General features: G+C 69.9%; 21 protein-coding genes. 8 read left to right on the forward strand and 13 right to left on the reverse strand.

Annotated elements, in window-relative coordinates:
* Window positions 1-60: 60 nt before the first annotated feature.
* Complete coding sequence (locus AB0L91_RS11050) at window positions 61-468, reverse strand: SdpI family protein (protein WP_357342060.1); 408 nt, start codon at window positions 466-468, stop codon at window positions 61-63.
* 159 nt (window positions 469-627) lie between these two features.
* Between AB0L91_RS11050 and leuS the strand changes: the two genes are divergently transcribed.
* Window positions 628-3477, forward strand: coding sequence for a leucine--tRNA ligase (gene leuS, locus AB0L91_RS11055; RefSeq protein WP_365009080.1), 2850 nt, complete (start codon window positions 628-630; stop codon window positions 3475-3477).
* A gap of 54 nt (window positions 3478-3531) precedes the next feature.
* Here leuS and AB0L91_RS11060 read toward each other — a convergent pair whose 3' ends face one another.
* Both AB0L91_RS11060 and AB0L91_RS11065 read right to left on the reverse strand, forming a co-directional pair.
* Window positions 3532-4323 carry a polysaccharide deacetylase family protein gene (locus AB0L91_RS11060; RefSeq protein WP_365011249.1) on the reverse strand — a complete coding sequence of 264 codons (792 nt, stop codon included), beginning with the start codon at window positions 4321-4323 and terminating at the stop codon, window positions 3532-3534.
* Between the two features lie 262 nt (window positions 4324-4585).
* On the reverse strand, window positions 4586-5275 hold the full coding sequence (locus AB0L91_RS11065; protein WP_365009081.1) for an SDR family oxidoreductase: 690 nt from the start codon (window positions 5273-5275) through the stop codon (window positions 4586-4588).
* 191 nt (window positions 5276-5466) lie between these two features.
* Between AB0L91_RS11065 and AB0L91_RS11070 the strand changes: the two genes are divergently transcribed.
* Both AB0L91_RS11070 and AB0L91_RS11075 read left to right on the forward strand, forming a co-directional pair.
* A complete protein-coding gene (locus AB0L91_RS11070) occupies window positions 5467-5970 on the forward strand; it encodes a DUF6069 family protein (protein WP_357342054.1) in 504 nt (167 codons plus the stop codon).
* Between the two features lie 54 nt (window positions 5971-6024).
* Entirely contained in the window at window positions 6025-7365 is a 1341-nt protein-coding gene (locus tag AB0L91_RS11075; RefSeq protein ID WP_365009083.1) for a glycogen debranching protein, read from the forward strand.
* 1 nt (window position 7366) lies between these two features.
* On the opposite strand, the gene AB0L91_RS11080 is transcribed toward AB0L91_RS11075, so the two are convergent.
* Window positions 7367-8050 carry a pentapeptide repeat-containing protein gene (locus AB0L91_RS11080; RefSeq protein WP_365009085.1) on the reverse strand — a complete coding sequence of 228 codons (684 nt, stop codon included), beginning with the start codon at window positions 8048-8050 and terminating at the stop codon, window positions 7367-7369.
* Between the two features lie 160 nt (window positions 8051-8210).
* Here AB0L91_RS11080 and AB0L91_RS11085 point away from each other — a divergent pair, with 160 nt between their 5' ends.
* On the forward strand, window positions 8211-8951 hold the full coding sequence (locus tag AB0L91_RS11085; protein WP_365009087.1) for a glycoside hydrolase family 25 protein: 741 nt from the start codon (window positions 8211-8213) through the stop codon (window positions 8949-8951).
* A gap of 5 nt (window positions 8952-8956) precedes the next feature.
* Here AB0L91_RS11085 and AB0L91_RS11090 read toward each other — a convergent pair whose 3' ends face one another.
* From AB0L91_RS11090 to AB0L91_RS11105, 4 genes are all read right to left on the reverse strand, one after another.
* Window positions 8957-9388 carry an AbfB domain-containing protein gene (locus AB0L91_RS11090; protein ID WP_355275067.1) on the reverse strand — a complete coding sequence of 144 codons (432 nt, stop codon included), beginning with the start codon at window positions 9386-9388 and terminating at the stop codon, window positions 8957-8959.
* A gap of 162 nt (window positions 9389-9550) precedes the next feature.
* On the reverse strand, window positions 9551-11617 hold the full coding sequence (locus AB0L91_RS11095; protein ID WP_365009088.1) for a PhoX family phosphatase: 2067 nt from the start codon (window positions 11615-11617) through the stop codon (window positions 9551-9553).
* A gap of 133 nt (window positions 11618-11750) precedes the next feature.
* Entirely contained in the window at window positions 11751-12551 is an 801-nt protein-coding gene (locus AB0L91_RS11100) for a hypothetical protein (protein ID WP_365009089.1), read from the reverse strand.
* Between the two features lie 41 nt (window positions 12552-12592).
* The gene (locus tag AB0L91_RS11105; protein WP_365009090.1) at window positions 12593-13102 is read right to left on the reverse strand and encodes a lipoprotein LpqH; all 510 of its coding nucleotides are present in this window, start codon (window positions 13100-13102) and stop codon (window positions 12593-12595) included.
* A gap of 132 nt (window positions 13103-13234) precedes the next feature.
* Between AB0L91_RS11105 and AB0L91_RS11110 the strand changes: the two genes are divergently transcribed.
* The 4 genes from AB0L91_RS11110 (at window position 13235) to AB0L91_RS11125 (ending at window position 18594) form a co-directional block, all read left to right on the forward strand.
* Window positions 13235-14587, forward strand: a complete 1353-nt coding sequence (locus AB0L91_RS11110) for a hypothetical protein (RefSeq protein WP_365009091.1) — start codon at window positions 13235-13237, stop codon at window positions 14585-14587.
* Window positions 14587-15666, forward strand: coding sequence for a hypothetical protein (locus AB0L91_RS11115; protein ID WP_365009093.1), 1080 nt, complete (start codon window positions 14587-14589; stop codon window positions 15664-15666). Before AB0L91_RS11110 ends, AB0L91_RS11115 begins: the two co-directional genes overlap by 1 nt.
* A 172-nt stretch (window positions 15667-15838) precedes the next feature.
* A complete protein-coding gene (locus AB0L91_RS11120; protein ID WP_365009095.1) occupies window positions 15839-17353 on the forward strand; it encodes a tetratricopeptide repeat protein in 1515 nt (504 codons plus the stop codon).
* Window positions 17350-18594, forward strand: a complete 1245-nt coding sequence (locus AB0L91_RS11125; RefSeq protein ID WP_365009097.1) for a CHAT domain-containing protein — start codon at window positions 17350-17352, stop codon at window positions 18592-18594. The genes AB0L91_RS11120 and AB0L91_RS11125 overlap by 4 nt, the downstream gene beginning before the upstream one ends.
* Before the next feature lie 4 nt (window positions 18595-18598).
* Here the strand turns inward: AB0L91_RS11125 and AB0L91_RS11130 are convergent, their stop codons facing one another.
* The 5 genes from AB0L91_RS11130 to AB0L91_RS11150 form a co-directional block, all read right to left on the reverse strand.
* Window positions 18599-19669: an alpha/beta hydrolase family protein gene (locus AB0L91_RS11130; protein WP_365009099.1), complete on the reverse strand. Its 1071-nt coding sequence runs from the start codon at window positions 19667-19669 to the stop codon at window positions 18599-18601.
* Between the two features lie 130 nt (window positions 19670-19799).
* Window positions 19800-20096 (reverse strand): hypothetical protein, encoded by a 297-nt coding sequence (locus AB0L91_RS11135; RefSeq protein ID WP_365009101.1) that lies wholly within the window; start codon window positions 20094-20096, stop codon window positions 19800-19802.
* Between the two features lie 95 nt (window positions 20097-20191).
* Entirely contained in the window at window positions 20192-20917 is a 726-nt protein-coding gene (locus tag AB0L91_RS11140) for an amino acid ABC transporter ATP-binding protein (protein ID WP_355275086.1), read from the reverse strand.
* Complete coding sequence (locus AB0L91_RS11145) at window positions 20914-22704, reverse strand: ABC transporter substrate-binding protein/permease (protein ID WP_365009103.1); 1791 nt, start codon at window positions 22702-22704, stop codon at window positions 20914-20916. The genes AB0L91_RS11140 and AB0L91_RS11145 overlap by 4 nt, the downstream gene beginning before the upstream one ends.
* 71 nt (window positions 22705-22775) lie before the next feature.
* Entirely contained in the window at window positions 22776-23570 is a 795-nt protein-coding gene (locus tag AB0L91_RS11150; protein WP_357342030.1) for an LLM class F420-dependent oxidoreductase, read from the reverse strand.
* Window positions 23571-23572 lie beyond the last annotated feature (2 nt).

Raw genomic sequence — 23572 nt, forward strand, 5'->3', positions numbered from 1 at the left:
AGGCAGGGCCCAGTATGCGCGATGTCCGAAATGCCCGCCTTGTCAGGGCGGTGAGTGGGATCAGCTGGCGGGGGCGCAGGTGTCGCGGAGGGAGCAGCCGCCGCAGGAGGAGCCGCAGCCGCCGACGGGGGCGGGCGGGAGGAGGGGTTCGACGGCTCGGGCCGCGGCGTTGGCGCCTGCGCCCAGGGTGAAGATGGCGATCACGGCGACCACGACGGCCACGCCGAGGGCCGGGAGACCGCCCGCGACCAGGGCCACCAGGCCGCCGGCGAACAGCAGGGCGCCTGCGCCGACGGAGGTCGGGGCGGCGATGCGGTTGGCGATGCGGAAATTGTCGTCGCTGTGCAGGGCGGCCTCGGTGGTGACACCGAGGAAGCGGTTGCGGGGCAGTTTGCCGATCAGTCCGAGCACGCCGGTCACGATGGCGACCGCGGCCAGCGCGAACAGCAGGAGAGCGACGACGACCATTCCTGCAGGCTAGCGCACCACCGTCGGGGCCGGATCGAGCGCTCCCCGCCGAGGTGACCGCCCACACACCGCAGTGCCCGTGGGAAATCACCTGGCATCGACGTTCTACCCTGTTAGACGATGTTTACCGGGGATCGGCGAGAACAAGAAGGCAGGACCGTGCAGGACACTCGTGCAACCGAGAGTGACGTACCTCAGCACCGGTACAACGCCGAGCTGGCTGGGCGGATCGAGCGGCGCTGGCAGCAGAACTGGACCGAGCGCGGCACCTTCCACGCGCCCAACCCGGTCGGCCCGCTCGCCGGCGCGACGCCCGCGGACAAGCTGTTCATCCAGGACATGTTCCCGTTCCCCTCGGGCGCGGGCCTGCACGTCGGCCACCCGCTGGGCTACATCGCCACCGATGTGTTCGGCCGCTACCACCGCATGCACGGCCGCAACGTGCTGCACGCGCTGGGCTACGACGCCTTCGGCCTGCCCGCCGAGCAGTACGCGGTGCAGACCGGCGCGCACCCCCGGGTGACCACCGAGTCCAACATCGCCACCATGCAGCGACAGCTGGACCGGCTGGGCCTGGGCCACGACCCGCGGCGGTCCTTCGCCACCACCGACCCCGAGTACTACCGGTGGACGCAGTGGATCTTCCTGCGCATCTACAACGCCTGGTACGACCAGGAGGCCGGTAAGGCCCGCCCGATCGCCGAGCTGGAACAGCAGTTCGCCACCGGTGCCCGCCCCGTGCCCGATGGCGGCGACTGGAACGCGCTGTCGGCCGCCGAGCGCGGCGCGCTGCTGGACTCGTATCGCCTGGTGTACCAGTCGGATTCGATCGTCAACTGGTGCCCCGGCCTCGGCACCGTGCTGTCCAACGAAGAGGTCACCGCCGACGGCCGTAGCGAGCGCGGCAACTTCCCGGTGTTCCGTAAGCGCATGTGGCAGTGGATGATGCGAATCACCTCCTATGCCGATCGCCTGGTCGACGACCTGGACACGCTGGACTGGCCGGACAACGTGAAGTCCATGCAGCGCAACTGGATCGGCCGCTCGCGCGGCGCGCAGGTGCGCTTCGACGCGCCCGACGGCGAGCAGATCGAGGTCTTCACCACCCGCCCCGACACGCTGTTCGGCGCGACCTACGTGGTGCTGGCCCCCGAGCACGAGCTGGTCGACAAGCTGACCGCCGCCGCGTGGCCGGACAGCACCGTCGCCGCCTGGACCAACGGCGGCGCGGCGAACCCGGTGGAAGCCGTCGCGGCGTACCGCAAGTCGATCGCGGCCAAGACGGATCTGGAGCGCCAGGAGAACAAGGAGAAGACCGGCGTCTTCCTCGGCTCCTACGCGACCAACCCGGCCAACGGCAAGCAGGTGCCGATCTTCATCGCCGACTACGTGCTGAGCGGCTACGGCACCGGCGCGATCATGGCCGTGCCCGGCCACGACCACCGCGACTGGGACTTCGCCACCGCGCTGGAACTGCCGATCATCGAGGTGATCGACGGCGGTGACGTCACCGAGGCCGCGCACGCGGGCGAGGGCAAACTGATCAACTCCGGCTTCCTCGACGGCCTCGAGGTCGACGAGGCCAAGGCGACCATGATCGGGCACCTGGAGGCCGAGGGCCACGGCACCGGCACCGTCCAGTACAAGCTGCGCGACTGGCTGTTCGCCCGACAGCGCTACTGGGGCGAGCCGTTCCCGATCGTCTACGACGCCGACGGTGTCGCGCACGCGCTGCCGGAATCCATGCTGCCCGTGGAACTCCCGGAGATGGCGGACTTCGCGCCGGTCACCTTCGACCCCGACGACGCGAACTCCGAGCCGTCCCCGCCGCTGGCCAAGGCCACCGACTGGGTCACCGTGGAACTGGACCTGGGCGACGGGCCCAAGCGGTACCGCCGCGACACCAACGTCATGCCCAACTGGGCCGGTAGCTCCTGGTACCAGCTGCGCTACGCCGACCCGACCAACGCCGAGACGTTCTGCGCCGAGGAGAACGAGAAGTACTGGCTGGGCCCGCGCACGGCCGAGCACGGCGCGAACGATCCGGGCGGTGTCGACCTGTACGTCGGCGGCGTGGAGCACGCGGTGCTGCACCTGCTGTACGCGCGGTTCTGGCAGAAGGTGCTGTTCGACCTGGGTGACGTCTCCGGCAGCGAGCCCTACCGCCGCCTGTACAACCAGGGCTACGTGCAGGGCTACGCCTACACCGACGAGCGCGGCGCGTACGTGCCCGCCGCCGAGGTCGTCGAGCGCGACGCCAAGTTCTTCTGGACCGGCGCCGACGGCGTCGAGATCGAGGTGAACCAGGAGTACGGCAAGATCGGCAAGTCGCTGAAGAACGCCATCTCCCCCGACGAGATGTGCGATCTGTACGGCGCCGATACCTTCCGCTTCTACGAGATGTCGATGGGTCCGCTGGACACCTCGCGGCCGTGGGCGACCAAGGACGTCGTCGGCGCGCACCGCTTCCTGCAGCGGGTGTGGCGTCTGGCGATCGACGAGGAGACCGGCGCGGTGAAGGCCACCGACGCGGCCCCCTCGGACGAGACCCTGCGCCTGGTGCACCGCACCATCGCCGGCGTCGACGAGGATCTGGCCGCGCTGCGCGACAACACCGCGGGCGCCAAGCTGATCGAGCTGACCAACCACCTCACCAAGAACTACCCCGACGGCGCCCCGCGCGCGGCCGTGGAGCCCCTGGTGCTGATGCTGGCTCCGCTCGCCCCGCACATCGCCGAGGAGCTGTGGGAACGCCTGGGGCACACCACTTCCCTGGCCCACGGCCCCTTCCCGATCGCCGATCCCGCGCTGCTGGTCGCCGATTCGGTGGAGTACCCGATCCAGGTGAAGGGCAAGGTGCGCAGCCGGATCCAGGTGCCCGCCGACGCCGACCCGGCCACCATCGAGGCCGCCGCGCTGGCCGACGAGAAGGTCGTCGCGCTGCTCGAGGGTCAGGCGCCGCGCAAGGTGATCGTGGTGCCGGGCAAGATGGTCAACATCGTCCCGTAGTCGTGAACGACGAAGCGCCCCGGTTCTTTTCGGACCGGGGCGCTTTCGCGTGGATCAGGCCTGGACCTGGAGGACGTCGTCGAGCGTCACCAGCGCGAGGTTGCGCTCCTTGATGATGTCGACCAGCTGGCCGTAGCAGCGGGTCACCGGTGGGAAGTTCGCGTGACCGATGACGATCGACTGCGCCGCGAAGTATTTCTGCGCGCACTCGATCAGGTACTCCTCGGTGATCAGGCCCGAGTCCGACAGCGAGCCGTACCACATGGCGGGCACGGTGTAGCCGAGGTCGGCGGCGATCTTGTCCACGGTGGCGTTGTGATAGCCGAACGGCGGCCGGTAGAACGGGGTGCCGTCGACACCGAAGTTGTTGCGCAGGAAGGTCTTCGTGCGACCGAGCTGGTCGGCCACGGCGCTCTCGCCGATCTTGGTGAGCGCGGCGTGGTCCCAGGTGTGGTTGCCGAGCTGGATCTGGCCCGACTCGACCAGCGGGCGCAGCGCGGCGCGGTGGATCGTCCAGGACTCGTAGTAGCCGGTGACGAAGAAGGTGAAGCGGGCGCCGGTGTCCTTGGCCCACTGCACGTAGGCGCCGACCACCTCGGGGCTGGCGCCGTCGTCGACCGTGAGCGCCATGCTGGAGCCGGGACCGGGCAGCGCGGTGATGGTCTTGGCCGGGATGATCGACTTCGGCCCGCCGGGTGGCGGCAGGAGCTGCGGCTTGGCCGGAGCGGGCGGCACGGACGGCGGAGCGGGGATCTCGCCGGCCGAGCCCGCGTCGACGGCCTCGCCCTCGGCGGTCGCACAGCCGGTCAGCGCCACCGCGCCACCGGCGGCGAGCAACGCCAGCATTCGACGTCTGTCCACTTTCGACAACCCCTACTCGAAACAGGTGCACCGCGGAACGCCGGGCACGACTCACAAACAGCGGGACCGTACCCACCGAATCCGGCGAACAGCTGAACCGGCGGGCACTCGCGGGCGAACGGCGGCGGACCCCCGGCCGCATCGTTCACACGAGAAGCGAGGCTACCGAATCAGCCGCTTCCGCGCCGGGTCGGGCGCAGGCTGATCGCAAACACCGCCGTCACCGCAGGAGGGGCATCAGTCCTGGTCAGCGTGGTCGCAGCACGATTTCGGTGGGGTGCCCGTCGACAGGGGTGGCGATCGCGGTGCGGACCGCGCGCGCGACCGTCTCGGCGGTGAGGAATTCCTCGGGGCGGTACTCGCGGCCCTCGTCGGCGACGATCGCGCGCTGCATATCGGTGTCGATCCGGCCGGGGAAGATCGAGGTCACCCGCAGGGCGGGCTCTTCCAGGCGCAACGCGTCGGCGAAGGCGCGCAGGCCGAACTTGCTGGCCGCGTAGGAACCCCAGCCGGGATTGGCGCGCAGGCCCGCACCCGAATTGATCAGCACCACATGGCCGTTCGCGGCGCGCAGGGCGGGCAGCAGCAGCCGCGTCAGCTCGGCGACCGCGATCAGGTTCACCTCGAGCGTGGTGCGCCACTGCTCGACCGAGGACTCGGCGACGGTGCCGAGGTCGGCGATGCCGGCGTTGTGCACCAGCACGTCGAGCCGCTCGATACGCTCGGCCGCCGCGGCGACCGCCGGATAGTCGGTCAGCGGTACGGGCCAGCCGGTGGCGGTGGGCAGTTCGGCCAGGATCGGGGCGAGCGAGCCGGCCGAGCTCGCTCCGAGCAGCAGCTCGTGGGTCGGCGCGAGATCACGGGCGATCGCCGCGCCGAGGCCACGGCTCGCGCCGGTGATGAGGGCGGTCGGGGCGGGTGTACTGGTCACCGTCATGCGTCCCACGCTAACCGGCCGCGCCGGGCGCTCGGCCGCCCGAACACCGCACCAACGCCGCCGATCCACCGCCTTCCCGCCGCGCCCGGCGGCATTCCGCATTCCTGGCGAACCCGGCGAATCGACCGCCCGCGCTCGACGCCACCGCCGTTTCGGCGCAGATCAGCCGCCGACGCTAGTACCGTCGAACCATGACTGATCCCCGGTACAACTACGGACCAGCGAACCCGCAGTATCCCCAGGGGCAGGAGCAGCCGCCCGAGCCGAAGATCAATATCGGCAAACTGTGGGCAGGCGGCATCGGCACCGCCGTGGTCGCCGCGCTGCTGGCCGTCGTCGCGATCATGCTGGTGCGCGGAGTTCTCGGCATCGCGATCCTCGCGCCCGAGGGCGCCGGCGCCTACGGCACGGTGTCCACCACGTCCTACGCGGTGGCCGCGGCGGGCGCGGCGCTGCTGGCGACGGCCCTGCTGATGGTGCTGCTGCTGGCCATGCCGAGCCCGCTGACCTTCTTCACCTGGATCTGCCTGCTCGTCACCGCCGTCGCGGTGATCCTGCCGTTCACCCTGGTCGCCGATATGGATGCCAAGATCGCGACCGCGGCGATCAATCTCGTCCTCGGCCTGTGTATCACCACGATGCTCGATTCGGTCGGCTCGGCGGCGCAGAACGACCCGCGTCAAGTGGGGTACTGACCGTCACAGCCGTGCCGGGATGCCATCCGGCCTGGCCGGTCGCAGAATAGACAGATGACAGACCCAGGGTTCACCCCCACGCAGCTCGCGGCCCGCGCCGCCTATCTCCTGCGCGGCAACGACCTGGGCACGATGACCAGCGCCGCGCCCCGCCTCTACCCGCACATGTGGAGCTGGGACGCGGCGTTCGTCGCGGTGGGGCTGGCCCCGCTGAGCGTGGAACGCGCCGTCGTCGAACTCGACACGCTGCTGTCGGCGCAGTGGAAGAACGGGATGATCCCGCACATCGTCTTCGCCAACGGCGTCGACGGTTATTTCCCCGGACCGGCCCGCTGGGAATGTCGCAGGCTGGCCGCCAACGCGCCGGACGGGCCGGATACCTCCGGCATCACCCAGCCGCCAGTGCACGCCATCGCGGTGCAGCGCATCCTCGATCATTCCCGCAGGCACGGCCGCTCGACCAGGGCCGTCGCCGAGGAGTTCCTGAACCGCCGCTGGCCGGATCTGGTGCGCTGGCACCGCTGGCTCGCGCACGCCCGCGACCCCAAGGAGACCGGGCGCGTCACGCTGTACCACGGCTGGGAGTCCGGGATGGACAACTCCCCGCGCTGGGACCGCGCCTACGCCAATGTGGTCCCCGGCGACGATCTGCCGCCGTACCGACGCGCCGACACCGCCATCATCTCCGACCCCACCCAGCGCCCGAGCGACCGCGAATACGACCGCTACCTGTGGCTGGTCGAGCAGATGCGGCGGGCGAACTACGACGACTACCAGCTCACCTCGGTGATGAGCTTCGCCGTCGAGGACGTGTTCGTCTCGGCGATCTTCGCGCTGGCCTGCGAGGTGCTGGCCGACATCGGCGAGGAGTACAAGCAGCCGCACGCCGACGTCCGCGAGCTGCACGGCTGGGCCGACCGATTCCGCACCGGCGTCGTGGCCACCACCGACGAACGGACCGGCGCCGCACGCGATTACGACGTGCGGCTGCAACGCTGGATCGGCACCGAGACGCTGGCGATGTTCGCGCCGCTGCTCTCGGGTGGGCTGCCGAGGTCCGCCGAGCGCGCCCTGCTCAACACGTTCGAAGGCCCGCGCTTCTGCGGCCACCCGGACCTGCGCTACGCGCTGCCGCCGTCGACCTCCCCGGTGTCCAAGGACTTCCGCCCGCGCGAGTACTGGCGCGGCCCGGTCTGGCCGGTGATGAGCTGGCTGTTCTCCTGGGCGTTCGCCCGCCGCGGCTGGGCCGAACGCGCCTACATGCTGCGCGCGGAGGGACTGCGCCAGGCCAGCGACGGCAGCTTCGCCGAGTACTACGAACCGTTCACCGGCGCGCCGCTGGGCAGCATGCAGCAATCCTGGACCGCCGCTTCGGTTCTCGACTGGCTCGGCTGACTCAGTACTCCCCGCCGACGGCCTGCGGTTCGACGGTGATGCCGAGCTCGCGGGCCAGGGTCGCGGCCAGCGATTCCAGGTCGCCGCCCTGGATGGTGGCCCCGCGCAGGGCGGTCAGGCCGTAGACGCCGGTGAGGTCGCACTCCTCGAACCGCAGGTTCTGCTGCGGCCTGGCGTCGCTGAACCTGGCGCCGGTGAGGTTGCAGCGCTCGAAGCGGACATGGCGGAACTCGGTGCGCTGGAAATCGGCCTGGCGCAGGTCGCAGTCGCGGAAGACGACGGTCCGCAAGCGGGATTCGGCGAAGGAGGCCAGGTCGGCGCGGCTCGAATCGATGAGCACGTCGCGCAGCACACCCGCCGTCCAGGACAGGCCGGTGAGCCTGCCGCCCGCGATCTCGGTCTCGAACATCGAGGAGTCGTCGGCCTGCACATTGGCGAGATCGCAGACGCGCAGGGCGGATTCGCTGATGGTGGCCTGGCGCAGGGTGCTCGGGAAACGGACGCTGTCGAACAGGCAGCCCTCGGCGGTGAAGCCGTAGACGTGGACCTCGGCGAAGTCGGCGCCGCGATACTCCACGTCGGCCGAGGTGCGATCGTCGGCCGGGTCGTCGGCCGGGGTCGCCTGCCGCAGTCCGCCCGGGGTCGCCACCGCCGGCTCGAACCGCACCTCACGCTTGCGCGCCATCGCCCATCACTCCCGTCGTCGGATGTCGGCACCAAGATACGGGCACCCACCGACCGGTCCGGGCGGTCCAGACCGCTGACCGGGTGCTCTGCCAACTATTCGACAACACCTCATCAGTAACACTGGCCCCACCCGCATCAATGACCTACGGTCGAGGGCCATGGACACCAAGCGCTGGAGTTCGACGGTTCGCCGCAGTTGCACCGCGCTCTCGCTGGTCGCGCTGGCCGGGTTCGTGCCCGTGACCGCGCAGGCCGGGCCGAGCGGTCCCGATGTGTCGTCCTGGCAGCATGTGGACGGCCGGATGATCGACTGGCACGCGGTCCGCGCGGCCGGACACCAATTCGCCATGGTCAAGGCCACCGAGGGACTGCACTACGTCAATCCGTACTTCGTGCCGGACAGCCTGCTCATGCGCACGGCGGGCGTGGCCCGCGGCACCTACCATTTCGCCAGGCCGGAGCTGCCGCCCGAACCGCAGGCCGCGCTGTACGCGGCGACGGTCCTCGGCCAGAACGGCCCGCTCGACCTGCCGCCGGTGCTGGACCTGGAGACCTCGGGCGGCCTGCCACCGGACGCCCTGATCGACTGGACTCAGCGCTACCTGAACACGGTCCAGGCCCTCACCGGCCGAGCCCCGATCATCTACACGTACCCGAACTTCTGGAAGACGGCGATGGCCGACACCAGCCTGTTCACCCGCTACCCCCTCTGGATCGCCGACTACCGCGGCGAGGCCGAACCAGAAGTCCCCGGCAACTGGCCCACCTGGACCTTCTGGCAGACCACCGACCGCGGCAGCATCCCCGGCATCGGCGGCGCCACCGACCTCAACCTCTACAACACCACCCAGGGCGACTTCGCCCGCTTCGCCAACATGCCCAGCTTCGGCAGCAGCTGACTCGATCAGACGTCGACTCGTTTGAAGGTGGCGTCGGCGGCGAGCTTGGGCGCCTTGTCGTCGACGAAGACGTGGAAGTTGCGGTGCCGGATGAAGCGGCCGGGGAAGTTGACCGATTCGTACGAGCGCCAACCCTGTTCCGGGTCACCGGAGAGTCCGTTGCGCCTGCGGAACGAGGAGTCGTTGCGGAACAGCTGGGACCCGTCGTCCGCGGTGAGCACGATGCGGAAGTCGCTGTGGCGCAGGAACTTGTCGGGAAAGTTCTTCGACCGGAAGCGGACGATCGAGAATCCGTCCCCATCCTTGCGCAGGAACTCCTCCTCCCAGGCGAAGTCGTCGGCGAAGCCGGGCGAGTTCAGCTCCATCAGCTCGCCTTCGAAGTTCTGATGACGGACGAAGAATTTCGGAAAGTTGAACGACTGCAGCCGAATCGCCATGGCCGAATCCTTTCGATGGAAGTGCGACGAATGCGGGATTCAGTGTCGGCGGCGAGTGCGGTCGGGGCGCGAGTAGGCGGCTACTCGAAACCAGCGCCCGGAGATGACGAAACCGCTACTCGCCCAGTCGAGTAGCGGTTTCATCAGCGGGACGGGATTCGGCTAGACGCCGATGCGGCCGCCGTTCTTCTTCCACACGACCGCCACGGCCGGGCGGGGCTGGGCGGCGCCGCCGTCGGGCCAGTGCGACTGCGGGTTGTCGGGGGTGGCGTCGTCGGCCTCGCCCGGGTGCTGGACCGAGACGATGACGCGCTGCTCGGTGACGATCGGGCCGCAGGTCTCGGCGCCCTTGGGGACGGTGAGGAACTGCTTGGTCTCACCGCGATTGGGGCCGTCGAGGATCACCGAGAACAGGCCGTCGTTGGTCTTGAGGGCGTTGCCGTCGGTGGAGATCCACAGGTTGCCGTAGGGATCGAAGGCCAGGTTGTCCGGGCAGGAGATCGGGCTGACCTTGGTCTTGTCGAAGCCGGCGAAGTAGGTGTCGGCGGCGGCCGGGTCACCGCAGACCAGCAGCAGCGACCAGGTGAAGTCGGTGCCGGTGTGGTTGTCGGTGAGCTCGAGGACCTGGCCGTTCTTGTTCAGCTTGCGCGGGTTGGCCTCGTCGACGCCGGCCACCTTCTCGTCCTTGGCGCGGTTGTCGTTGTTGGTCAGCGCCACGTAGACCTTGCCGGTGAACGGGTTGGCCTCGAAGTCCTCGGGGCGGTCCATCTTGGTGGCGCCGACCTTGTCGGCGGCCAGGCGGGTGAACACCGCGACCTCGGCGGCGGACATGCCGTCGACGTGCGACTTGCCCTTGCCGTCGGCGCCGGTCTCCAGCAGTGGAATCCACTGGCCCTTGCCGGTGAAGCCCTTGTCGGAGGGGACGGTGCCGCTGCCGTCGATCTTGTCCGGGTGGTCGCCGGTGAGCTTGGCGACGTAGAGGGTGCCCGCGTCGAGGATGGTCAGGTTGTGCCGCATGGCCGAGGCGCCGGTGCCGGACTGGATCTTGCGCGAGGACACGAACTTGTACATGTAGTCGAACTTCTCGTCGTCGCCGGTGTAGGAGACGACGTCACCTTTGTCGGTGACGTAGATCGACGCGCCCTCGTGCTTGAGCCGCCCCATCGCCGAGTGCTTGATCGGCGTCGAGGAGGCGTCCCACGGATTCACCTCGACGACGTAACCGAAGCGGTTGGCCTCGTTGGGTTCCTGACTCAGGTCGAACCGCTTGTCGGTGCGCTCCCACTGGTTGGGGGTGCCGCCCTTGGGGAAGCCGTAGCGCTTGACCCGGCCCTGCGGATCGGAAGCCTTGTCGCCGTTGGCGAAGTAGCCGTTGAAGTTCTCCTCGCCGGACAGCACGGTGCCCCACGGGGTCACGCCGCCCGCGCAGTTGGCGAAGGTGCCGAGCACCTTCGTGCCCGCAGGGTCGGCGCCGGTGACGGTGAACGCGCTGCCCGCGGCGGGGCCGGTCAGCGTGAACTCGGAGTCGGCGGTGATGCGGCGGTTGTACTTGCCGAAGACCGGGGTCAGCTTGCCGGTGCCGGGCTCGCCCTTGACCTCGACGACGGCCATGCCGTGCGCGGCCTTGGTGATCGCGATCTGCTCGTCGGTCGGGTTGGCCTTGTCGTAGCCGCGGAACATCATCGGGCCGGTGGTGTACTCGTGGTTGACCACGAGCAGGTAGCTGTTGGCCTGGCCCTCGATCGGCAGCAGCGCGGCGAAGTCGTTGTTGTAGCCGAACTGCTTGGCCTGCGCGGCCGCGGTCTGCTTGTCGAAGTCGAACGCGGGGGCGTCGGCGAAGAGCGGGTCGCCCCAGCGGAGCACCACCTGCTGCTCGTAGCCGTCCGGGATGACCAGCGCGTCTTCCTTGTTCGGCGCGACGGCGGTGAACGCCGTTCCGGTGCCGGGGGTTCCGGCCGGGGTGGGCGCCGGGGTGACGGCGGCCTCGGAGGCGTCGTCGCCACAGGCGGCGAGCGCGCCCGCCGCACCGAGGGCGAGCACGGCGGCGGCGCCGCCCTTGATCAGGCCGCGACGGTTCAGGCCACTGACGATGTCACCGAAGTAGGCGCCCTCGGACGTGTTCGGCGGCTCGTGGAAGCAAGCGTTGCCACACTTGTATTCACAGGTCAGGGCGGCGCGTGCCGACTGGCCGTCGTGCTTGACGAACAGGGCGAGCGGTTTCGGACTCACGGTGACTCCTGAGTAGGTCGGACTTCGCCGCACGGTAGGCAGTCCAGGCGAGCCAGCGGGAACGCGAAGATGAACACACGACCAAAACTCGGCGAGTGCTGTCCTCGCCGAGTTCGGGTGGGTTCGATTGTCATCAGGCGTTGACCGGCAGGGAGATCACCACCTCCTGCTCGTTGCCGGGCAGGTAGTGCACCTGCAGGATCCGGCCGACCTGCACGTGGCCGATGGCCGTCGGCGGCAGGAACTTCTCGGCGCTGGTCTGGAAGGTGCTGCCGTCCGGCCGGGTGACCACCAGACCCAGGATGATCTCGGTGTAGCCGCCACGGATCCGGCCGGGGACGTCGAGGCTGCGGACCACCGCCTGAGCGGCCAGGCCGCGCTCGGCGATGTCGAGCTTGCCGCGGGTGGTGATGCCCTTGCGGATGAGCGATTCGTTCATCGCCCGCTGCGCGGCGCCCGCGTCGCCGGAGCGGTCCACCTCGACCTTGTCGGTGCGGCCCGGCAGATACCGGACCGGCAGCACGACGCCGGGCTGCAGCAGCGCCAGCTCGGTGAGCGGCACGATCATCTTGGCGTGCGAGTCGAAGACCTTCCCGTCGGCGCCTTCCACGCGGAATTCGATCCGCACCTGCGGCTGATCGTTGACCGAGACCCCGGTCTGGCGGAACGCGGTGATGGTGCCGATGCCCACCTCACCGTGCCGGAACTCGCCGCTGTTGCGGCCGGTGAAGGCCTCCATGATGCCGTCGCCGGTGAAGGCGAAGACCATCGGCACGATGGTCAGGGCGATGATCGGCAGCGCCATCTGCGGGCCGACCCAGCCGAGCATGCCGCCGGTGAACTCGTCGGGGGTGTAGGTGAGGCCGTAGTAGAGGTAGTAGCCGATGGACAGGACACCGAAGGCGACCGCGGCCGCGCGGAGCTTGGATTTCATGATTCCTCCTCGTGAAGTGGTGCGACCGGGTCGCGAACGGATCAGGCGATGGTGGTGCAGGCGAAGGTGATGTCGAACTTCGCGGTGGTCGGGCCGGCCAGCGGGTTGGTCATGTCGGCGCTGACGCCCTCGCCGGTGATGCGGAAGGTGTTGCCGTCCTTGGCGAGCTTCGCCGAGCCGCCGGGCTGGCCGTTGCCGTAGCCGACCGCGTAGGGCAGGCCGTTCGAGCCGCCCTGGGTGCCGCCGATGGCCACCGCCTGGACCGCGTCGCCCTCGACCGTGGCGCTGACCGACAGGTTGCCGTAGGTGGCGTTGGCCAGGTCGGTCAGCGACAGCGCCAGCACGCCGCCCTGCTTGGCGCAGATGGTGTCGAACTTGGCGGTGAATTCCTTGCCGTCGACGCTGGCGGTGGACTTGCCCGCGGCCGGGGCCGGGGCGGCCGAGCCGGTGCTCGACGGGGTGGAGCTGGTGCCGGAGTCGCTGCAACCGGTGACGAACAGCGCGGTGGCGGCGGCGGAGGCGGCGAGGGCCGCGATCAGCTTGGTGTTCATGGTGTTTCCGTTCTCTCGGTCGATCGGGCCGGTTGTCGTTGACCCGTTGAGAGAAAGGTAGAAATCCTCGCCGACCTACCGATCCCAACTTTTCCGGGCGCCACCCGCCGGAAATGTCGTTAACCTGGTCGAATGCGAAGACCCCGCGCCCTGGTGCTCGACGAGGTGTGGCGCGGGCTCGACGGTGTCGACGCCCTGAGTGGGCCCCAGGGCGGCCCGCTGCGCCGCACCGTGAAGCTGATCCTCGATCCGCTGGTCATCCGGCCGGTGCAGCATCCGCTGTGCGCCGGGACTGTGCTCTCGGCCGACGGCGCCACCCTGCTGACCTCGCTGGTCCTGGCCCGATCCGACGTGCTGCGGGCCTGCGCGGACTGGTTCACCGTGCTCAAGCAGGTGCGCCGGGCACTGCGGATCACCGAGGGCAACGCCCAGGACCTGTACTTCCAGCGCTGCTTCGAACTCGCGACCGTGCACGGCCCGCCGGGCCCGGACGCGCGGGCGCGGGCCGAGGCGATGCTGCGCGAGGTGCACGAGAGCACCGGCGGGCGGACCACGGCGGCCTTGAAAGACCATGTGACCGACCCGAATCGGCTGGTAGAGCTCACCGCGCTGGTCGAAGTCGCCTGGAACCGGCGGCCGCTGTCGGATTTCGGGGTGCGCGATCTGGCACCGGCGCTGACCGAACTGCTCGAGGCCAGCACCCTGGCCCGCGACGGTGATCCCGCCGACGCGGGCCCACTGCTCGACGAGCTGATCGAGGACCAGGCGGGCACCCATCGCGGCATCGCGCTGTGGCGGGCGCATCCGGCGCACGGCGCCGACGACCTCGGACTGACCGTGCACACCTGTCCCCAGCGTCCCGACCTGGGCGCGTCGGCGTCGACCGCGAATCTCGGACTGCCGTTCGACCGGACGATCTACGAGCGGGTCTTCACGGTGCTCCAGGGCAGCGTCGACCGCACCGATCTGCCGGACATCCCGGAACTGGTGACCACGGAGATCTCGCGCGGCTGCTCCCCCTGGGCACTGCTGGACGAATCACTGCGGCTCGCGGCGGCGGTGGGTTGCGAACTGGCGCTGGGCCTCTCGCCGATCGGCACCGCCGACGGGGCGAACCCGAACCTCGCGGCGGCCACGGACCAAGGCGATCCCGCGACTTCGCGCGCGCACGACATCGTGAACAAGCGGTGGCGGCGGGAAGCGTACGTGCTGCAAGCGCGTCGGTACGCAGTGCACGGACCCGGCGCGACCGGCCCGCTGGCCACCGTGGCCGCCGAGCTGCGCACCCCGTGGCGACCGTATCTGCGCAGGTTGTGGGTCCGGCTGCACGGCCGCGACGTGCGGGAGATGCCGGTCTACGAACCCGGTGAGCTGTGGGATCTGCTCGACGGCGTCGCCCGGTCGGTGATCCTCGACCATCGCGCCCGGGTGAAACAGGCGCTGACCATCCTGGGTCAGCCCGTGGCGGAAGCGAGGGCGAGCTGATGACCGCGATCCACGTCGCACGCGCGGCGGAGCTCGTGACGCTGCTGCCGCCGGGCGCTCCGACGGTGCTCGATGCCGCGCCCGCGCTGGATGTCCTCGTGCTCGAGGTGGCGGGCGGCCACCTGACCTGGAGCCTGCTCGCCGGGCCCGACCTGCCCGCCGCCGTGCTGGACGATCCGGACGCCGCCCAGGACTGGCTGTGGGCGGTCTACGGCGAGGAGGTCGCGCTCGCTGTCGCCGACGCACACGAACGCCCCGCCGTCGTCGACCCGGCGCTCGCTACGAGCGTGCCCACGGCCGCGTCGCTCCGGCCGGACCTCGCCGCCGCGCTGCGGCGACTCGCCTACGCGCACTGGGCCTCTCGATGGTGGCCCGCGTCGACCGTCGACGGCATCCCCGCGCTCGACCCGGCGCTGCTGGCCGCCGATATCGACGAACTCACCGAGGCGTGCGATATGGCCCTCGACATCGAGCCGCCGACACCACTCGACCGCCCGGCCGGATTCGGAGTGCTCGACCGTCTGTCAGCATCGGATTACGCCGACGCCGGGCCGCGACCGGAGTCCGCCCGCGCGGACGATTACGCGCTCGCCGCCGGCGGCACCGGCAGCACCGGCGGCCTCGTGTTCGCGCGCGGCAGCGGTGAATGCGACTGGCGCCGGTGTCCGCCCGGCATCGTCGACGCGGGTGGCGGCGCGGTGTCCTGGCAGGTTGTGCGGGCGGAGGGCGTGTCGACGGTGCGGGTCAGCGTGGTCGCCGCGCCCGGTGGCCCGCCCGAGGTGCCCGCGCATCTGCGCCCGCATGCCCTCGTCACGGCCGGTGCCGAGGTCGCGGAGGTGGCGTTGCGGCACCAGGGCGACGCCTGGATCGGCACGGCGCGAGTCGGCGAGTTCGTCGGCAGCGAACTGGCCGTCGACGTCTTCGTTCCCGGTGTCGGACCGGCTGGCCCGCACCCGGACGAGACGCCTGCGCGCGGACTGATACGGGATTTCGCCCGGCAGCGACTGGCCGGATCGTCGACCGGCGAACCCCTGCTGGGCGCTGAGTCCGCTGCCGCCGCAGATGATTCGGATTTCTGATGCTCGCGCAGCGCACCGCCGATCATCCGTCGAGCCGCCGCGTCGCCCTGCTCGGCGCGGCGCGGCGCGCCCTGCCCTCGTCGGCCGGTGACGCGCAGACTGTCCGCCGAGGTCGAGCGGCGGCAACGACAGCTGAACTCGACGACCGTCCCCGATCGAGGCGAGGGAGCAGATGGCAGCCGTAGGGAAGACCTCCGACAAGGACGACGCCCAGCTCACCGAGGGATACGCGGCGTATCAGCGTGGCGATCTGGTCGGCGCGCTGGCGATCTTCGAGCGGGTCGCCGATGGCGCGGCGCCCCGGCTGCGCAGTGCGGCGCTGATCAATGCCGCGAGCATGGCCGACGAGATCGGCGAGCATCGACGCTCGGTCGAGCTGTTCCGGACCGCGCTGGCCGTGCTGCCGGAGGACGCGGCGCACCAGCGACCCGCCGCCCTGGTCAACCTCTCGCAGGCGCTCCAGCACCTCGGTGAACTCGACGCCGCGCAGCAGGCGCTGGAAGAAGCGCGCGAACTGCTCACCGGCACCACCGACCAGGGCATGGTCCGGGTGGCCTGTCTGCTCTCGCTGACCGCGGTGGCGCTGCATCGTCAGCAGTGGGCGCACGCCGCCGAGCTGGCCAACGAATCACTCGGCGTCACCGAGCGTTTCGCGCCCGAACTGGCGGGTCATCCGCTGATGAACCTGGCCGTGAGCTCGTTCGAGACCGGCAGGCACGAGATGGCCTTCGACTTCGCCCGCCAGGCGATGACCGCCTTCGCCGCCACCGGCGATCCGGCGGCGGTCGCGGAGGCGTCGCAGAACCTGGCGATCATGCTGGTCCGGGCGGGCCGCTACGACGAAGCCGAGGAGCCGCTGCGGTCCAGCCAGGCGTTCTTCGAAGGCGCCGAGCTGGGGCACTGGTCCGGAATCGGCTACAAGACACTGGGTTTCCTCGCCGAGGGCCGCGGTGACTACGACGCAGCGCGGGCCGGTTACCTGCGCGCGCTGGAGCGTTTCGACAGCACCGGCGCGGTCATCGACGCCGCCGACGTCCGCTTGCGGCTGGCCACCACGCTGTTCGCTCTCGGCGACCCGGCAGGCTGCGAGGAACTGCTGGCCGCGGCCTTCGCCGAGTACTCGGCGCACGCCCTCGGCCTGCACTGCGCCCAGCTCGACTACTGGCACGCGGAACTGCTGCACACCGCGATAGAGCATGCCGCGCAACCGGATCCGGCCCTGGTCACGCGGGGCGTCGGACTCGCGGTGCCCGCCGCGCTGGCCATCGACGCGGTGCGCCACACCCTGCCCAACGGCAACCAGCGGGAGCACTGGCATCGCGCGGTCGCCGAACCGGCCATGCGGCTCGCCTTCCGCTTCGCCGTGCTGTCCGGGGACGGGCAGCTGGTCAGCGATCTGATCGATACCCAGTGCGCGGGAACCGGTCTCGACCCGGCCGCGTTCGACGACGCGCTCACGCCGACGCTCGGTTTCGAGCTGCTCGACGCACCCGACGAGGAGACCGTCGCCGCCCCCGCGCTCCAGCTCGGCACCGCGCTCGCCGAGGTCGCCGCGGCCGCGGGCATTCCCGTCGCGCCCCCGCCGAGACTGTCCGATCACGGTCGAATCGTGCTGTCGGACTTCATCTCCTATGCCGAGCGGCGGTACGCGCGACCGGTGCGCGACGACCGGGTGATCGCGCTATGAGCGCCCCCACCGCCCTGATCAGGATGGCCGACGCGGGCGATGTCTACGTGTCGTGGCGCTGGCACGACGACACCGCCGCGCGCGGCGTCGGGATCCTGCCCAGAGATCAGGTCCGCGAGGTGCTGGAACTGCTGGCCGACGCGGTCCCCGATCCCGGGCGGCCCGACGAGCTGCGACGGGTGATGACCGAGGGCGCGCTGGCCGACCCCGACGCGGAAAAGGAACTGGCCCAAGCTCTTTCCCGGGCCCTGCTGCCGTATGGGCTCGCCGTGCAGCTCTACGAGCTGTCCCAGCGCGGCATCCGGCCGCACCTGCGGATCCAGCCGTCCCCGCGCCTCGCGCAGGTGCCGTGGGAGATCATCGCGCCCGATCCCGAGCTCCGGCTGCTCGATATCGCCGATGTCAGTCTGCTCGCACCCGCCTCGGTGGTGCACGCGCCGGAGCGGGTCGTGCACCACTGGGCCGACACCGCCGAGCTACCGGTCGTCGCGGTGCTCGATCCACGGGTACCCGGCTACCGGGCCGATTCCGAACTGGGCTCCGTCCTCGGCAGGCCGAGCGCGGAAACCCTTGTCGCCCAGCATTTCGGCCGCTACGACGGCAGGCTCCTGCCGCACGTCGGTGATCCCGTCGACCTGTTCCGCCGCACCGATACCGACCGCGAATGGCTGTCGGCGGTGCTGCGGGCAGGCGCGAGCCGACTCGTCTACGTCGGCCACGTCACCGCGCCGCCGCCGGAGTCCGGGGAGAGCGAGCACGCCGAACTCCACCTGAGCTGCACCGCCGAGGCCCGCGGCCTGGCGACCCCGACCCGCACCCATCGCCCGCTCTCGGCCAAGGACCTGCTGCTCGGCACGCACACCATCGACCCCGTGCCGACGGCCGGTCGCGAACTGTGGCCGATGCCGAGCCGGGTCGCCCTCATCGCCTGCGAAAGCGGTGGTGACCTGCGCTTCACCGAGGCGCTCGGGCTCACCACCGCCGCGCTGTCGGCCGGGGCGGAGCTGGTCACCGCGACCCGCTGGCCGCTCCCCACCGACCACGCCTTCCACACCCTCACCAGCGCGACGGGCCATCCCCTGCAGGCCGCCATCTGCGCCGTTGACACCGCCCACGATTCGTCCACACCCATCCCCACGCTGCTGACCTGGCAGCGCGCACAGCTGGCCGCGTGGCGTGCCGACCCGGCCCCCGAGAATGCCCCGCTGCTGTGGTCGGCCTTCGCCACCGTGACGGACTGAGCGCCTACTCGGGCAGGCCGAGCCCCACGGCGAGCACCGGCCACGACCGGTGGAACGCGTCGCGCCAGTAGCCCCACGAGTGGGTACCGGTGGCCTGGCGGTCGAAGGTGGCCGGAATGCCCAGATCACCGAGCTTGGCCTCGAGGTTACGGGTGCACCAGTTGACCGCGGCCTCGATGACCCCGCCGACGATGAGCTGGTTCGCCAGGCCGACCGGCGTCGGGTTCATCATGTACGGGTCGTCGATACTGTCGTGCGGGCCGGGCAGACCGGACGCGTCGGAGACGAACAGCCTTGTCCCGCGCAGCTTCTCGGCGTGCAGGACCGGATCGTTGGCGGCCCAGGCCGGGTCGTCGTCGGCGCCGTACATATTGCGCACGTCGCCGCCGCCGTAGGTCTCCACCACCAGCTTGGTGAACTGCTGACCGATCGGATCGGCGATCTGCGCGCACCCGCTGTACCCGGCGACGGACTGGTAGAAGCCCGGCCTGGCCTCCGCGAGCTGGAGCACTGCGGTGGCGGTCATCGAGTTGGCGGCGATGGCGTTGACGCCGTTGGTCCCCAGGGCTCGGTCGACCAGCGGCGGCAGCTCGTCGAGCAGGAAGGTGCGCCACTTGTTGCGGCCCAGCGTCGGATCGTCGCGCTGCCAGTCGGTGTAGTACGCCCAGGCGCCACCGATCGGCATCACCACATTGACGTCCTTGGTGGCGAGGAAATCGCCGACGTCGGTGTTCTGCCACCAGGTCGCCCGGTCCTCGCCGCCGCCCGCGCCGTTGAGCAGGTAGAGCACCGGTCGCGGCTGCGAGGCGTCCTTCGGGCGCTGCACCTTGATCGTGATTGCCTTGTTCATCGCGGCGGAGAAGACCAGCATGCTCAGATCGCGCTCGCCGATCCGGCTGGAGACGATGTGCGAGCCGTCCGCGGTGGTCGGCGTCGCGAGCAGCTTCTTCGACTCGACGATCGGGTCGCCGCCGCCCTCGGCCAGGCCGGTGCCGACGCCGAGGACGGCGGCGCAGACCGCCAGCACGCTCGCGGCGGTCCCCAAAGCCAGTGCGCGCCTGATTGTTCTGACCATCCGCCGAGCTCTCCCCAGAAAAACATGAATCGGCAGACATTCAGCTGACCGCCAGGACACCGAACAGTATCCGGCGGAGGATCGGCCGTCGAGCCGACAGTATTACGGGCGCGCGAGCGCGCTCAGCGGATCAGTGGTCGTCGTAGTGACCGTTGTGCGCCGCGTGCCGGTGGCCGTCGTGGATGTAGTCGACATGGTCGCCGTGCGGGACCGCGACATGCCCGCAGCCGGGGCCGTGCACGTGGTCGTGGGCGGAGTGCTCGACGTGTGCGGCGGTCTCGCACTCGTCGAAGTGGCCTTCGTGTTCGCGATGCAGGTGGCCGTCGTGGACGTAGTCGACGTGGTCACCGTGCGGGACCGCGACGTGCCCGCAGGTGGGGCCGTGGACGTGGGTGTGTTCTGGATGCTCGACATGTGCCGTTGTCATCGGTGCTCTCCCTGTACTCGTACCGGTCGATTCACACTGGAACACCTCTGACATTAACAGTTGCGCATTCGTTGCTGTAATCGCGTTCGAGCTGGTCAGAGGACCTGATCGAGGAAGCGGCGCAGGCGCGGGGTCTCCGCGTTGTCGAAGACGGCGTCGGGGGTGCCGGTCTCTACGACGACGCCCCGATCCATGAACACGACACTGTCGGAGACGCTGCGGGCGAAGCCCATCTCGTGCGTCACCACGATCATCGACATGCCGCCCGCGGCGAGGTCGGCCATCAGCGCGAGCACCCCCTTCACCAGCTCCGGGTCCAGCGCCGAGGTGGCCTCGTCGAAGAACATGAGCTCCGGCTTCATCGCCAGCGCGCGGGCGATGGCGACGCGCTGCTGCTGACCACCCGACAGCGACGCGGGCCGGGCGTCGGCCTTGTCCGCCAGCCCGACGATCTCGAGCTGTTCCAGCGCCAGCGCCCGCGCCTGCTCGGCGGAGAGCCCGCGCAGCTTGCGCGGGCCGAGCGCGATGTTGTCGGCGACCGTCTTGTGCGGGAACAGGTTGAAGTGCTGGAACACCATGCCGATGCGCTGGCGCAGCTTGTCGGGATCGTCGCGCAGCACCGACTTGCCGTCGAGCAGCACGTCGCCGGAATCGGGTTCGTGCAGGCGGTTGAGCACCCGCAGCAGGGTCGACTTGCCCGAGCCGGACGGGCCGATGACGGTCGTCGCGTGGCCCGCCTCGACGTGGATGTCGACCCCGCGCAGGATGTGGTTGTTGCCCAGCGTCAGATTGAGGCCGGTACCGGTCAAGGAGGCACTCATGCGCCACGTCCTTCCGTGATGACAGCCTGCTCGATCGGGTCGGCGGGCGTCGGTCTGCCGGTGCGCATCCGCCCGTCGATGTAGTTCACCAGGTGGGTGAGCGGGATGGTCAGCACGAGATACATCAGACCGGCCGCGACCAGCGGGGACAGGTTGCCGGTCTGGGCGTTGAGGTCGCGGCCGACGGCGAACAGCTCACGCTGGGAGGCGAGCAGGCCGAGGAAGTAGATCAGCGACGAGTCCTTGATCAGCGCGATGAACTGGTTCATCAGCGCGGGCAGCACCCGCCGCACGCCCTGCGGGATCACCACCAGCGTCATCGCCTGCCGGTAGCCGAAGCCGATGGCACGGGCGGCCTCTAGCTGTCCCGGCTCCACCGATTGGATGCCGGAGCGGAAGATCTCGCCGATATAGGCGGCCGCGAGCAGCGCCAGCGCGATCGCGCCGAGCCAATACGGGTTGCCGCCGGTGATGCCGCGGACGACGGGCCCGATGCCGAGGCCGATCAGCAGGATGATCACGACGGCGGGCAGGCCGCGGAAGATGTCGGTGTAGACGCGGGCTGGCCAGCGCAACCAGCGGGTGCGCGAGATGCCCATCACCGCCAGGATCATGCCGAGCACCGTGCCGAGCACGCCCGAGACCAGCGCCAGGATCAGCGTGTTCGGCAGGCCGGTCTTGATCAGGTCGGGAAAAGCCTTGCGGTACAGGGACCAGTCGAAGAACGTGTCCTTCAGCTGCTCGAGGGTGGACTTCTGCTGCACCTGCTCGGTCTGCCCCGGCTCCTGCTCCGCGGCGATGGCGGCGAAGTCCGGAAGTTGCGGGGCCGGCGCGGCTTTGGAGCCGGGCTTCCAGCCGGGCGGCAGTTCGCGCGGCACCCAGTCCTCGTAGAGGCGGGCGTAGGTGCCGTCGGCGATCACCGCGTCGAGCCCGGAGTTCAGCGCGTCGATGAGCGGCTGGTTGGTCTTGGCGACGGCGTAGCCGACGAAGTTGTCCAGGCTGAAGGTGTTCTCCGAGACCACGATTCCGTCGCCGGGCTCGATCGCGCCCTCGGCCTGCGCCGACGGGGCGACCCAGGCGTCGACCTGGCCGGACTTCAGATTCGCGTAGGCGGTGTTGTAGTCGGGGAACTTCACCGGGTCCAGCTTCAGCTGGTTCACCACGAACTCGTCCTGCACGGTGCCCTGCACGACCGCGATCCTGGTGCCGCTGTTCAGATCGCCGAAGCCCTTGATGGCACTGCCCTGCGGCACGACCAGCGAGAAGTAGCCGAAGTCGTAGCCGTTGGTGAAACCGACCAGCTCCCGCCTGGCGTCGGTGGTGGTGATGTTGGACGAGCCGACGTCGAAGCGCTTGCCCGAGACCTGCGCGAGCAGACCGGCGAACTCGGTGCCGGCGAACTCGACCCGCAGCCCGAGCTTCGCGCCGATCGCCTTCAGCAGTTCGTTGTCGAATCCGGTGAAGGTGCCCTGGCTGTTCACGCAGATGCTCGGCGGCGCGTCCGACAGGGTGCCGACGCTGAGCGTCCCGGGATTCAGCAGGCCGAGCTTGCCGGTGTCGATCGACTCGACCGACGCGGTGGTCGCGGTGGTGTAGCGATCGGTGCCCGCCGTCGCCGAGGAGGCGAGGTTGGTCGGCGCAGCCGTGGCCGCGCTCGCGCCGGGCGGGGAACACAGATCACGCGTCGCCGTGTCACCGCCGTCGCCGCAGCCGGTCGCCGCCACGCCGACGAGCAGTAACAACGCGGCTATCCGCGCCCGGGTTCGCACAGCACGCACACCTGCCATGGCGATAAACCCTAGCCGCAACCTTGCACGGCGAGGGTTACGCGCACCCCGCGTCGGGACGGATCAGCAGGTCAGGCGAGGCCTTCCAGGAGTTCGGGGTTCACATCGTCGCGCCATTCGATGGCCTTGCGCACGGTGCTGAGGTCGTAGTCGGGGCCGGAGACGCCGACGGTGAACAGCGTGACACCGGCGGCGTGCAACGCGTCAGCTTGCTCGCGGCCCTGCCACTGCACCGACCGCTCGATCCGGTCCGCGTCGGCGCCGATGTCGGCGGCGTGCTCGGCGAGGACCTTGTTCTTGTGCGCCAGCGTCGCCACATCGACGAAGGAATGCCAGATGTCGGCGTACTCGGCGACCAGCCGCAGCGTCTTGCGCTCGCCGCCACCGCCGATCAGGATCGGGATGTCGCGGACCGGCGCCGGATTCAGCTTCTTCAGCCGGGCGTCGATGCGGGCGAGGCTGTCCTTCAACAGGTTCAGCCGGGTGCCCGGGGTGCCGAAGTCGTAGCCGTACTCGTCGTAGTCGCGCTGGAACCAGCCCGCGCCGATCCCGAGGATCAGCCTGCCGCCGCTGATCTGGTCGACCGTGCGGGCCATGTCCGCGAGCAGATCGGGATTGCGGTACCCGCCACCGGTGACCAGCGCGCCGAGTTCGACCCGCTCGGTCTGCTCGGCCCACGCGCCGAGCATGGTCCAGCATTCGAAATGCGCGCCGGCGGGATCACCGGTCAGCGGGAAGAAATGGTCCCAGTTGAAGACGATGTCCACGCCCGCGTCCTCCGCGCGCAGCACCGCGTCGCGGATGAGCGCGTACTCGGGCGCATGCTGCGGCTGAAGCTGGACTCCGATACGGACCGGACGACTCATAC

It is taken from the genome of Nocardia sp. NPDC051833 (assembly GCF_040681225.1).
Lineage (GTDB): Bacteria > Actinomycetota > Actinomycetes > Mycobacteriales > Mycobacteriaceae > Nocardia.